Consider the following 12,771-nt stretch of genomic DNA (forward strand, 5'->3'; position numbering starts at 1 on the left):
CGAGTATTCCGAATGTAATTGAAATTTAAACCACCTTTCCTTAGTTTCTGAAATGGCAGAGACTGGCCATATTTTAAATTTACTGCTGTACCCCTTGCAGTATTTTATCTTGTAGCTGTTTGTCTTCGTGGGTATGTAATATCGAGACATCGCCTGTAGATTCCAAAATAGCGGCGTGTACTTCATTCAAATCAAAAACATTGGCTTCACGCAGTTTGGCGATGAGGTCGTCTTCACCCATATTGGCAGCTTTTAAATTTTCAGAAAGAATGGTCCCATCTTTCATTAATAACAAGGGCGCATTGGTAGCAAATTTCTGAAAAACATTCGATTTTCGTTTTAACAGCATAAAAACCGATTGAAACGCAATGATGCCGCCCAAGGCGATGACACCTTTAACCAACGATTGATCGGTATTCAGCACTATTGAAGCTAAAATAGACCCAATGGCAATGGTGGCAGCAAAATCGAAACTCGACATTTTTGAAAATGTGCGCAAACCTGCGATACGGGTAATGATAATAATCCCTGTAAAAATGAGCAGTATCGAAATAAGGACTTTCCCTAATACAGCGGGAGCAACGCTTATCCAGTTTTCCATAAGATATTGATTTTTTTGATTGTCCTTTAAAGATACTATTTTAGTGTTTGAAGGGGTTTTGGTTTAGAAAAATATAACAGTTTCATTTTCTTTCTGAAATACCAAACACCCTAGGATTTAAGAAATTAAAAAGGCTTTATCCAATTTCGGGCAGGTTACGGTTCTTAATTAAATTTGTGTCAGTAAAATAGCCGCGCATTATAGTATCGCTTCGATGTTCTTTAGATGGTATTGGTTGGCTTTTTCAATAGCATCCAGTTTGTTCCAGGGTAAGGGGGTGGCTGCCCCGGCATTTTCAGTAGGTCTTAGGGAATAAGGACACACCGAGGTTTGTGCATAGGAGTTTCGTAGGTAGTCAATGAAGACTTTTCCATCTCTTTTCTCTTTACGAACGGCCGTGGTAAAAAGGTCTGGGTGCTTTTCTTCGAGTTCTATTGCCCATTCTTTTAATTGCGGCCGAAGTTCGTCATATGTTTTGGTACGCCGCATGGTATACCACACGTGGAAGCCGTTTTTGCCCGTGGTCATCAGTTGTGCTTTCTTGTCTTTTTCTTTTAGAAATTCGTGGGTCTTTTTTGCAGCTTCTTTTACCTTGGCAAATGAATTTTTGGGGGGATCCAGATCAAACACCACCTTGTCGGGTTTGTACAATTTATCTTTTTTGGAAAGCCAGATATGAAACCCTATCGTCCCTTGGTTTACCAAGTAGAGCAGGCTTTTTTTGTTGTTGCACATGGCTTGGTTAATGTGTCCGTCTTCGGTTTTTACTTTTATGGTCTGTATGAAATCGGGGAAATAATCGGCAGCTTTTTTTTGGTAAAACCCATCAGCGTCAATCCCATCTGGAAACCGGTGTAGGGTAAGGGGCCGGTCTTTTAAATACGGTAGCATTTTTTCTGCCACTTTATCATAATACTGAGCCATATCTCGTTTGGTGGCGTCTAATTTTGGGAAGATCACTTTATCGGGATGGGTTATTTCTATGCCGTGCAGTTTCATTGTGGTTTTTCTTTGGTTACTTCATTTGATTCTTTATCATTGCGCATGCCCAAAAACCGGGGATGGCGCAGTTTGTTGTGCTTGGTCCATTCGGTAAAGGCAAATTCGCCTACGTATTTGGGTTTTATCCAGTGGTTGTTTCCGTTTTCGGTGTCGTTGAAATTGCTGAAGGGGCTTTCCTCCTGCTCAATAGAGTCAAATTTCTTCCGCCAGGTTTTCAGAAAAGCATCGTCGAAACCAGTGCCTACTTTTCCAGCGTACTGTAATTTCCCTTCTTTATAATACCCAACCAAAAGGGCACCAAAGCCTTTGCGTTCGCCTTGGGGTTCGGTAAAACCGCCCAATACCAGCTCTTGTCCTTTGGAGCATTTAAACTTCAGCCATTTTTTGCTACGGCCATGCACATAGGAGGCGGTTGCATCTTTGGCAATAATGCCTTCCCAACCTTTTTGGCAGGCTTCTTCTAAAAAATCGGTGCCATCTTCATTGCGGTGTGGGGTATAACGGATAGGGTCTTGCCAATCGAGACTTTGTTTTAATAGTTTTTTTCTTGTTTTTAGGGGGATTTCGGTTACATCGTAGTCGTTATGATGCAAGATGTCGAAAAGGTAGAGGTAGACTTTGGTGTTTGTTGCCGTAATCTTGTCTTCTTCTGTGAGGTGAATCCTGTTCTGTAGTTTACTGAAGCTGGTCTTGTTGTCCTTAAAAGCCACGATCTCCCCATCTAACCAAAGCGATGGATACTTATGAGCGTTTAGGGCATCTGCTATTTCGGGGAAGGAAGCCGATAGGTCATTTTCGTTACGGGAGAAGAGTTGGGCTTTCCCTTTGTCTATACGAATGAGGCAGCGCATTCCATCGAGTTTGCGTTCGTAAATCCATTGGGGGTCGTCAAAATAGTCGTCGGTCAAGGTGGCCAGCATAGGCGCTGCAAAATCAGGAAGCGGTGCCTTTGTGGCTTTTTCGAATTCGGTTTTGGTGAGTAGCTCTTTTAGCGTGTGCATAGGTCGATCTTTACTTCTCTTCGGTGTCATCGGCTGCGATTTGTTTCATGGTTTTGCCGCTCACCACGCTTTTATTTTCGGTACTTACCGGGTTTCGGCGGGCATCGGCTTGGTCGTCGTCCATTTTAATGAGGAGCCAGTTGCCTTTCATATTGCCACTTTTCATCTTTACCAAGGCATAGCCACCGCTTATTTTTTCACCTTTTAAATAAACTTCGATAGTGCCCATCTCGAATGACTTCTTTAAATCGATGGCATTGTCTTCGTCATCGGTTTTTATGTTTTTAAACGTGCCGCGGTCCCAAATCATTACCGTACCGCCGCCGTATTGGTCTTTGGGGATGGTGCCTTCAAATTTGGCATAATCCAAAGGATGGTCTTCGGTGGGGATGGCCATGCGTTTCACACTGGGGTCGGTGCTGGGGCCTTTGGGGACAGACCATGATTTTAGCGTGCCGTCTATTTCCAGTCTAAAATCGTAATGCAGGTTGGTGGCATCGTGTTTTTGAATGACGAACATAGGTTGCTCGTTGCTTTTTTGTGTAGTGTCTCCTTGGGGTTCTTTTGTTTTGGAAAAATCCCGTTTTTTTTGATAGTCACTCTCTTTTGCCATGGTTCGCATTGTTGTGATTGGAATTTAAATATACAAAATGAAAGGTGGTTTTTGTCATAAGGGATTGCTAAAAACCAGCGAAAAGGGAAGTGGGATTTACGAAGTACGAATGACGAAGTACGAAATAAAAAAGACGGTTTGCGAAAGGCGAATGATACGCCATCTGAGAGTGGCACTGGTGTAAGAGGTGTGATTATAGTAATATAGACCCTAGTTGGAAAAGTTTTTATTAAAGCTTGAGATCTGCAAGGGTTGCTGGATTTTAATAGATTTTTCAGCCTTTGATGGGCTCGGGATTTTAGGAAAATTTTTAAACAATTCGGGTTAATTTTTTTTAGCTTACTGAAAAAGAAGTTATGAAAAATTTCACTATCTATATCCTAATAATATTGGTGTGCTTTGGGTGTGCCGACACCAACAAGAAGAAACCGACCGGAACCGAAGGCGCACGCGACCCCAATAATGAACCTACTGAAAGCAAACAATATCAAAACACACAGTGGCAACTGCAAGCTTCAGTTCCGCCGCAATATGGCATTTTGGAAAGCAAGTTGCCGGGCGATGTGCCTATTATCAATTTTTATTCAAAAACCACAAAGAAGAATCCGCCGTTTGTTTATCACGAAGCGCCCAATCTCAGTTATATCGCGGTACTCCCCAAAGGTTTTGGCACCGAGACCCCCAATGGAAAGCAACAACCGCTATCGAAATGGGACGGCAGGCTTGCCACGGGATTTGACCTCAATAAAGAAAAATCTACGGTCTTTCTTTTGGAAAATGGCGAACCGTGGGCCTATATGTTAACGCCTGCTTCCCTACCAAATGATTGGAATGAATACGGAACCATTTTTGTGCACGTCTCCGTTACAGATTTTGAAGGTAAATGTTCTACCAAAAACAACACTGAAAAACCGATGGAGGAGTGCGAAGTGCTGGGCGGAACGGACCGGATTGCGTTTTATGGCACCGTGGACGCCGCTTCAAAAAATGAGCTACATGATATTTTGAAAAGTTTGCAATTTATTTCAACAGAAGACGTGGAAACCCCGATTTCAGATTTGATAAAAGTTGAAAAACCGCTGCCCAATATAGAAGTCAGTTCGCCACTTACCGTTAAAGGCAGGGCGCGCGGATATTGGTTTTTTGAAGGTACAGCAGGGTTGCGATTAGAAGATAAAGACGGCAAAACCCTGGCCGAAAGCCATGTAAAAACAAAAAACGGCTGGATGACCGAAGACTTTGTTCCTTTTTCGGGCACCTTGACGTTTGATGCACCTAACGATGCGCGTGGTTATTTGGTTTTTGAACGGGCCAATCCTTCCGGCAAACCAGAAAATGAACGGGAATACCGCTTGCCCGTGATTTTTCCGCCACGATGATTTGAAATACGAAAAAAAATACGAAATACAAAGTACGAAATGTAAAATAAGAAGTGCGAAATAGAAGATATGAAATTTGGATGGCACTTTATGAAACGCCATTGTTGAATCGTTCGTTGAATGGATTAGTGTCTTTTTTTATATTGTATCGAGCAATTCGTTGACACTATCCCGCTAAGTGTGTAAGTTTAAAATAACAGGGGTTGCCCTTTTTTAAAGCCTGACCCTTTTTTCATAGATTTCTAGCGTAGTTTGTTTCATCGATGTTGCGTTAGCACGATAATTTACCCTCAATCACTGTTTCGATAACAACGCCTAATCATTCACGTGTGGCCCCATCTTACTTTATTCCATTAATTTGTTATCTTATAAGTTTGTCTATTGCTATTTTGATTACAAGATTATTATTGCTATCCATTTTTTCAATAAACGGACTTTTTATAGGGGTTACACTTCATGTTTTTATAAAAACATTACTTTTATTACCATAAATTTATGTTCCAACTTTATGCGTGGCTTTAAACCATTTCTGTTTTCTGTTATAACTGTACTATCGATGCATTTAACCTACGCTCAGGAGGCTAATATCGCCTATTGCGATAGCATCATTGCTGAAGGAGTGGAGTTAATGTTTAAGAAAAAACATACACAGTCTCTTGAGTTATTAGTAAAAGCACAAGCGATGGCCAAAGATAATAATTGGAGCAAACAGCATTTTTTAGCTGTCAATAATATTGGGGCCAATTATTATTCTATGCTTGATTACGGAGAAGCACTGGACAATTATTTAACGGCGTATACCATTGCCATAAAAGAACTGGACGCCAAGTATGAAATGATTGTGCTTAACAATATAGCTATTTTATATTCAAAAGAGAAAGCGTTCAAAAAAGCAGAAGAATACTTTAAAAAAGCATACACGATCGCTTTGCGACATGACGACGCTGTTAAAACGGGGTTCTATGCCGTGAATTTAGGGTTGGTTGCCAATAAAACAAACGAACTGGAAAAGGCAAAAGCCTATTTTGATGAGGCAATACCGCTATTAAAAGATATGCCAGAAATTAGGAACCAAGCTTATGTAGGCCGCGCTGAAAACTTGATGTTAAAAGGGGCTTACGAAGCAGGAAAAGAGATTTTAAAGGGATTGTTGCCAACATTAGATGCTCAAGTTGATGAAGAACTAAAAACCGATGCTTTACTCTTAATGGCAACGATTGCTTTAAACCAAAATATGCCAAATTTGGCAATTGCCCGTATTAATGAAGTTTTAAACTATGCAACGAGTGTAGAAGATCGTTTAGAATCGTTTCAGTTGTTGGCCAAAGTATATACTGAAACCGGGCAATTAGCCCAGGCTTTAATTGCTAAAGACTCCGTTTTACAAGCGACATCTAACTGGAACAAAATAAAAAATGGGCGCCTTTTTGAAACAAACCGGGTTAAGTTTGAGGTACAAAATTATCGAAACAAATTACAGGAAAATGAAAAGCAACTGGAAGCCGAACGAAACCTGTTTTACATCGTTTTAATTGCCGCCGTTATCATTATATGTTTGTTTGCTTGGGCATTACGGAATAGTTACATAAAAGGAAAACAAAGAAAGGTGCTCCATATCCGAAGTAAAGAGTTGATGACACTCGAACTCGAAAAACAAAAAAGTGATAAGCTGTTACTGGAAAAAAAATTAAAAGAAGAAGCTACCAGGGCTCTTTTAGAAGAAGAACGCCTTAAAAACGAGATCGAATCCAGAAATAGAAAACTATCTGCAAAAGCCCTTCATTTACTGGAGCGCAATGAGTTATTAACTTCAGTTGTTAAAGACTTAGAAGCATCCCAAGGCGTACAAACCCAAACGAGTTTAAGAGACTACATAGGAAAATTAAAAAACCTCATCAAGTCAAATAAAGAATGGGAACACTTTAGCAAACATTTTGAAGAAGTAAACCAAGGTTTTTTAAACAAAATAAAAGATAGGCACCCTAACTTAAAAGCGCAAGATATTCGCTTTATCTCTTACGTTTACATGAATCTAACAAATAAAGAAATAGCCTCTATATTGAATATTACTTCCGAAGCGTGTAGAAAACGAAAAGAGCGGATCGCAAAAAAAATGAATTTAAAAGAGACTGCTAATTTATATTCCTACCTGTCCAGCATATAGGCTCTAGTCACAACTTTATTTAATAATGTCACATTATTTAGGTGCATTATTTTTCACGTGTAATCTCAATTTTGAATATTTGATGTTCAAAATTTAAATAATAGAATATGAAAAGATTACTATTTTATGTAGCAGTGGCTTATACTCTTGTCATGAGCAGTGTTTCTGCACAAACCCAATCTCCGTTAACATTTGAAGGTGCCACAGATTATGGACGAATATATGATATTGCCTTTCATCCAACAATAGAGAATAAACTCTATGCGCTAACACAGGGAAGCCATCTTATTGAATCAGACGATAAAGGTGGGACTTGGAACATTATTTATAGTTTTCCGGAGAATGGCGTACAACTCCAGATGTTAAAAATACTTTCAGATAATGTGGTGACATTCTCCGTTCAATCTTCAGCCTCCATCTCTGAAAATGGGTTGTATTTTTTTAATACAGATTCTAAAGAAATAACGAGGCACTATGCACCACCTATTACTTCTGGCTCTGATAAAGCTTGGGTAAGTTCTTATTCTGTACATAAAGATGATCCTGATTTTGCCTTAATCCATCAAGGGTATTTAATAGGTACTACTAGCTATGCGAAGGTCTATTATACTTCTAATGGAGGTGCTACGTGGGAAATGGTATATTACAATGAAGATTATGATGGTGTTTTTCCCATTAATGTGGCTATTACCCCAGATAACCCACAAAAAATATATATAGCGAGGGGTAACGGTCCCAATACGAGTAATGGAGGTCTGTATGTTTCTGAAAACGCTGGATCTACCTGGGAAGAAAAAATTCCCGGTAATGCTTATGGCCCCATAACATTTAATCCTCAAAACCCTGATATCATTTTATTGGGAACCGATATAGGCTATTTTCAGGAACATGAAGAACACCTATACCGATCAACCGATGGAGGGGAAACTTGGACTACAATTCCAATTGCATGGGAGGATGTAACCCTTGACAATATAGTTCATATAGCTTTCGATCCCGTGAACCCTGAAACCAGCATAGTTTTAGAAGAAAATGAAATAGTAGTTACCCACGATGGTTGGGATACTTGGGAAAGCTATACGCATCCAGTGGATAACCCGAACGGCTATTATTATGGTCTGCATGCGTCGTATAACCCTTTTCAAACAGATGAGTTATTTATAAATGCAAACTATCATCCTTTATTGTCACAAGATGGAGGAGCAACCTTTATACAGTTTTATAATCCGTTTTACCCGGTTACGTCCTCATTGCTGCAAGAAGGGACAGAGAATCACTTATATTATGGCGTACAGCGTGGCTTGATTCATAAAAACATGGAAACTGGAGCAGAAGCGCCATATGGGCTACAACCCTTGGATTACGTTTTCTCCAGTGATGCGCCTACTTATTTTGCAGATAAGATAACAACCGGCCGGGTATATAAATACGAAAGTAATTTTACAGGATCTTCCCTAAATATCAGTGATGATTTCGGTGCAACCTATTCGTTTTTGTACAGTAATTTTAATGACAGGATACTTAACCTAACAACCGATCCAAATAACCCAAATACCATATGGGTCAGTTTTTTAAATGAAGGGGGTAAAATTATAGACTTCAGTGACATCAATAACCCCATTGTCACTTCAGTAGTATTGCCGGCGTCCGATATCCTTACCGATGTGTACGTTGAAGCGGGTAATTCAGACATCGTCTATATAACTGTTGGGGCGCGTGTCTATCGTTCACTAGATGGAGGAACCACTTGGGAGGAAAAAAGCAATGGATTAAACATTGATCCATCTACCGATATTATTTTTGATATTGAGAAAAGCCCATTTGCATCAGAAGAATTTACTGTCACTGCCAGTAACGGTATTCATAAAACTACCGATAGCGCAGATAACTGGGAACAAACCTATCAAGCGGAACAGGTTCGAAAGATGAAATATTCCCCGTTGAATGAAGCTCATGCGGTAGCTTCCATTTACTCTCACGAATATGGAGACGCACAACTTTTATATACTACTGATGCGGGAGCTTCGTGGCAGGACGTGCCCTTTGAAGCTATAGCGCATGCAGGGTCTCAAAGTATCGCCTATAAATTTGATGAAGAAAGTGTTGATGCTTATCTCGCTACGTTCGATTTAGGGCTTGTGAAATACACTATCGATTTAACCGAATTAGGTACTCCCAATTATGAAAAAAACGGTCATGCATTTTTTATCTACCCCAACCCAACCAGCAGTACTATTTCTATTCAAGAGCGTGGGGGTACCATGGTTTCGGTTGCTGTTTATAACAGTTTAGGGCAACAAATAGTAAAGCCGTCTTCTTTAAAACAAATCAATTTAGTTCAATTCGAGAGCGGTGTTTATTTTGTTAAAATAAAAGATACAGGCGGGAATTATTTTGTTAAACGTATCGTGAAAAAATAAGTAAGTAGTTTAGTTAATGGTTGATCTTGGCCTCTCCTTTATCGGTAGAGGCCTTTTTTAGTTAAAAGCCTAAAATTTGAAGTTTTTTTTGATAAACTGTTAAACTGCCACCTAATAAAGCAATTATTGGTTCAACCTATAAAATAATAGCTGTGTTTGTCTTTATTAAAGATTAAGTTTATTTTTACGCTGCACGTTTTAAGTTTAGGCTATGTGTAGGATGCTTTAATAACTGTATCTATCCAATTTTTTAACTAATTCATGAAAGTTTATCACTTCTTTTTAACTGTGTTTTTGGTACTCACTTCTTTTAGTTTATGGGGGCAGCAAAAAACACAAGCAGATGTAATACAACAAATTGACCTAGGTATAGAGGCCATGGGTAATAACGAGCATCTTACCTCTATTGAAATGCTGTTTTCCGCAAAGGAAACAGCACTACAACATGAGTGGTATTTGCAGGCATTCAATGCCACATTGAATATTGGTACTAATTATTATATGATGTTAGACTATGGCGAGGCGTTGCAATATTACTTACAGGCGTATGAGATTGCTATCGATCAATTGGGGCCAAAGCAAAAAAAGGTTGTTTACAATAATATTGGTGTCTTGTATATAGGCGAAAATGATACCGTAAAAGCAGAAGAATATTTTCTAAAAGCCTATGCCATTTCCAAGGAAATGGATGAACATGAAGAGATTGGTGCCTGTGCCGTTAATCTAGCGTTACTGGCCAACCAAATGGGCAAACTCGATCTTGCCAGCGCTTATCTAGAGGAAGCAGCACCTTTATTGAAAAAAAAGAAAAATGTTATTTTATTAGCGAAAATTGCCAAGGTTGAAAACCTTCTGTTGCAAGGTCATTTGGCGGAAGCTGAAAAATTAGCTTTGCAAACATTGCCGCAATTAGACAATCTCTCAATAGTGGCTCATGGGGCTACCGTCAATTCTAAAATTACATTGCTGTTAACATTAAGTGATATTTATAAAGAGAAATCAGATTATGTTTTAGCAAGAAAGTACGCGTTGAAAGCAAGAGAGCAACAATCCAATATTGAAGGGCGCAAACAAATTTATGAAAGCCTTTCAAATCTTTACACCACCCGCAACGACTTGTTGCCAGCAGCTATGGCGTATAAAGACTCGATGCTTATGGCTTCAGATTCTCTTAATGCCATTAAAAACGGAGCGTTGTTTGAAAGTGAAAAAGTAAAATTTCAAATGCAAGACTACAAGCACCAACTGGTAGAAAGCAAAAAAGCATTGGTTGAAGAAAAGGCGTTTTACACCAAGCTGATTATAGGGGTCATCCTTATTATGGGCTTCTTGGTATGGCTTTATAAAAACAATGCGCTTAAGCACAAACAGCGAAAAAAGATTGTAGAACTGGAGCTGGACAAGGAGAAGAACAACCGTCTGTTGGTGGAAAAACAGCGACAAAAGAAAGAAGCCCTGGCTTTATTGGAAAAAGAACGGCTAAAAAACGAATTGGAACGTAAAAACAGGGAGTTAACAGCCAAGGCCATGTTCCAGGCAAGTAAAAACGAACTTATTGAAGATGTGGTGCATTCCTTGTCCAGTAACACACAAATTGCAACCGATTCCCGTCTTAAAACCCACATACACGATTTAAAAACGCATTTAAAAAAAGATACGCAGTGGGATAGTTTTTTTATTCATTTTGAAGAGCTGAACCGTGGGTTCATTAATCGTCTTATGGCGAAGCATCCTAAATTAACTTCAAACGACATCCGTTTCTTAACATTTATCTATATGAATTTAAGTTACAAGGAAATATCTTCCCTTTTAAATATCACGGTTCAATCCTGCCGAAAGCGAAAAGAGCGTATTTCAAAGAAAATGAACGTTCCCCAAAACACTTCCCTTCAAGCTTATCTTTCAGCTATTTAGGCGGTATGTCGTGGTTTTACCGGCACATGTCACGAAATGTCTAACTTCCATTTAGGCACGAAACAGTATCGATAGTTATATTTATCCAACAACTTTTAACCAGAAAGGAACCATCTTAACACTAGCGTTGGTTTTTCTTCTAAAGAATGTTTAACCCATTTAAATTTTTATAATTATGATACTAAAAAATACGATTAAAAACTTGATGGTGCTTTTATGCATTTTGGCAGGCTCAACGGCATTTGCACAATTTGAAGAAGTTACTAAAATCGTGAGTACCGACAGGGAAGGCCGTGCCGAATACGGTACGTCTGTGGCAATTCATGAAAATTTTGCGCTTGTAGGTGCATCCCGTGAGAATATTGCTTCGGGAGCGGCGTATGTGTATGCGAAAGATACTGACGGCAATTGGGATTTTATGCAAAAATTGTCAGCCACAGATTCCAATCAGGGCGCAGAATACGGTGGTGGCGCCGCTTTTTCCGATGATTATCTGGTAGTCGCAGCAGGTAGGGCCAATGTGGACGGTGTAATACGGGCCGGAGCGCTGTATGTTTATGATTTGGACAACGATACATGGAGCTTTAACACCAAGTTATTTGCCTCGGATATGTCTGGGGATGCCAAATTAGGCATGAACCCAACTTCTATGAACGTTCATGAAAACACGATTATCGCAGGTGCTCCAGGGGAGAACGGCTGGACAGGCTCGGTCTATGTATTCACCAAAGAAGGCGGCACTTGGGCAGAACAACAAAAAATAATGGCCCCTAACCCTCAATCGCCCGATTCGTTTGGCATTGGCGTGGCCATATTTGGCGATCAAATGGCCATTGGGGCTAATCAAGCCGATGGCCTAAAAGGAGCTGTTTATATGTATTCCAACAATAATGGGGTATGGGAATACGATGAAACACTATCGGCCTCAGACGGTATGGAAGATGATTATTTCGGTTCTTCAGTAAGTTTGGTTGAAGATCAAATGATTATTGGTGCTTATGGTGTTGGCGGTGAGCAGGGGAAGGCGTATATATTCGAAAAGAACAGCAACGGGACCTGGGAAGAAGTTCAAATATTGGAAGGCGTTCCTTCAACTGAACCAACGCAATATGGATGGAGCACTGCTATTCAAGAAGATTATATTTTGGTAACGGCACCCCATTTTTTTGGTTTTGAAGCAGGAGAAGTGTATTTGTATAAAAGAGAAGCTTCAGGAGCTTGGGTAGAAGATCAACTAATACAAGGTTCAGATACCGAAGGAGAGGATGCCTATGGTTGGAGTGTAGCCATGTATCAAAACCAAATGATAGCTGGTGCACCCCGTGAAGATCACGATGCCAATGGAGGCAATGAAATGGGCGATGCCGGATCGGCTTATATTTTTAAAGATCCTACGATGTTGGGCGTGGCTTCGCCTACCAATAGGGTGTCTGCTATAAGCGTTTATCCTAACCCGGTTGAAAACACCGTGCATATAGGAAGCCAGACAAATATGTTGGCTCATTTAAAAGTGTATAGTATAAGCGGAGTGCTGGTTCAGGAAGTCGATTCGTTAACCACCAACAAGCTTACCTTAACTACATCAAGTTATAGCAGTGGAGTTTATTTTATGCATGTGACGTTGGAAGACGGGTCCGTGCATATTCAGAAAATTCTTAAAAACTAACCAAGGGCACT

Annotated in this window: 9 protein-coding genes; 5 read left to right on the forward strand and 4 right to left on the reverse strand. The window is 39.8% G+C overall.

The window, feature by feature from the left end:
* Nucleotides 1-79 precede the first annotated feature (79 nt).
* The 4 genes from DDV96_RS02905 to DDV96_RS02920 form a co-directional block, all read right to left on the reverse strand.
* Nucleotides 80-601 (reverse strand): DUF421 domain-containing protein, encoded by a 522-nt coding sequence (locus tag DDV96_RS02905; RefSeq protein WP_116693255.1) that lies wholly within the window; start codon nucleotides 599-601, stop codon nucleotides 80-82.
* A gap of 198 nt (nucleotides 602-799) precedes the next feature.
* Entirely contained in the window at nucleotides 800-1,600 is an 801-nt protein-coding gene (gene ligD / locus DDV96_RS02910; protein ID WP_116693256.1) for a non-homologous end-joining DNA ligase, read from the reverse strand.
* Nucleotides 1,597-2,604: a non-homologous end-joining DNA ligase gene (gene ligD / locus DDV96_RS02915; protein ID WP_116693257.1), complete on the reverse strand. Its 1,008-nt coding sequence runs from the start codon at nucleotides 2,602-2,604 to the stop codon at nucleotides 1,597-1,599. Before ligD (DDV96_RS02915) ends, ligD (DDV96_RS02910) begins: the two co-directional genes overlap by 4 nt.
* A gap of 10 nt (nucleotides 2,605-2,614) precedes the next feature.
* Nucleotides 2,615-3,217 (reverse strand): DNA polymerase ligase N-terminal domain-containing protein, encoded by a 603-nt coding sequence (locus DDV96_RS02920; protein WP_116693569.1) that lies wholly within the window; start codon nucleotides 3,215-3,217, stop codon nucleotides 2,615-2,617.
* A gap of 356 nt (nucleotides 3,218-3,573) precedes the next feature.
* Here DDV96_RS02920 and DDV96_RS02925 point away from each other — a divergent pair, with 356 nt between their 5' ends.
* From DDV96_RS02925 to DDV96_RS02945, 5 genes are all read left to right on the forward strand, one after another.
* On the forward strand, nucleotides 3,574-4,596 hold the full coding sequence (locus DDV96_RS02925) for a Gmad2 immunoglobulin-like domain-containing protein (protein WP_116693258.1): 1,023 nt from the start codon (nucleotides 3,574-3,576) through the stop codon (nucleotides 4,594-4,596).
* A 556-nt stretch (nucleotides 4,597-5,152) separates the two neighbouring features.
* A complete protein-coding gene (locus DDV96_RS02930; protein ID WP_165805949.1) occupies nucleotides 5,153-6,760 on the forward strand; it encodes a tetratricopeptide repeat protein in 1,608 nt (535 codons plus the stop codon).
* Between the two features lie 107 nt (nucleotides 6,761-6,867).
* Nucleotides 6,868-9,180 carry a T9SS type A sorting domain-containing protein gene (locus DDV96_RS02935; RefSeq protein WP_116693260.1) on the forward strand — a complete coding sequence of 771 codons (2,313 nt, stop codon included), beginning with the start codon at nucleotides 6,868-6,870 and terminating at the stop codon, nucleotides 9,178-9,180.
* A gap of 261 nt (nucleotides 9,181-9,441) precedes the next feature.
* The gene (locus DDV96_RS02940) at nucleotides 9,442-11,094 is read left to right on the forward strand and encodes a tetratricopeptide repeat protein (protein ID WP_116693261.1); all 1,653 of its coding nucleotides are present in this window, start codon (nucleotides 9,442-9,444) and stop codon (nucleotides 11,092-11,094) included.
* A gap of 175 nt (nucleotides 11,095-11,269) precedes the next feature.
* Nucleotides 11,270-12,760 (forward strand): T9SS type A sorting domain-containing protein, encoded by a 1,491-nt coding sequence (locus DDV96_RS02945; RefSeq protein ID WP_116693262.1) that lies wholly within the window; start codon nucleotides 11,270-11,272, stop codon nucleotides 12,758-12,760.
* The last annotated feature ends 11 nt before the right edge of the window (nucleotides 12,761-12,771 follow it).

The sequence above is a fragment of the Marixanthomonas spongiae genome (genome assembly GCF_003095375.1).
In the GTDB taxonomy this organism is placed as follows: domain Bacteria; phylum Bacteroidota; class Bacteroidia; order Flavobacteriales; family Flavobacteriaceae; genus Marixanthomonas; species Marixanthomonas spongiae.

What these genes read in the sequence shown, in the direction of transcription:
- DDV96_RS02905 (WP_116693255.1), bottom strand. Translation starts at nt 601, where the DNA reads ATGGAAAACTGGATAAGCGTTGCTCCCGCTGTATTAGGGAAAGTCCTT.
- ligD (WP_116693256.1), bottom strand. Translation starts at nt 1,600, where the DNA reads ATGAAACTGCACGGCATAGAAATAACCCATCCCGATAAAGTGATCTTC.
- ligD (WP_116693257.1), bottom strand. Translation starts at nt 2,604, where the DNA reads ATGCACACGCTAAAAGAGCTACTCACCAAAACCGAATTCGAAAAAGCC.
- DDV96_RS02920 (WP_116693569.1), bottom strand. Translation starts at nt 3,217, where the DNA reads ATGGCAAAAGAGAGTGACTATCAAAAAAAACGGGATTTTTCCAAAACA.
- DDV96_RS02925 (WP_116693258.1), top strand. Translation starts at nt 3,574, where the DNA reads ATGAAAAATTTCACTATCTATATCCTAATAATATTGGTGTGCTTTGGG.
- DDV96_RS02930 (WP_165805949.1), top strand. Translation starts at nt 5,153, where the DNA reads ATGCATTTAACCTACGCTCAGGAGGCTAATATCGCCTATTGCGATAGC.
- DDV96_RS02935 (WP_116693260.1), top strand. Translation starts at nt 6,868, where the DNA reads ATGAAAAGATTACTATTTTATGTAGCAGTGGCTTATACTCTTGTCATG.
- DDV96_RS02940 (WP_116693261.1), top strand. Translation starts at nt 9,442, where the DNA reads ATGAAAGTTTATCACTTCTTTTTAACTGTGTTTTTGGTACTCACTTCT.
- DDV96_RS02945 (WP_116693262.1), top strand. Translation starts at nt 11,270, where the DNA reads ATGATACTAAAAAATACGATTAAAAACTTGATGGTGCTTTTATGCATT.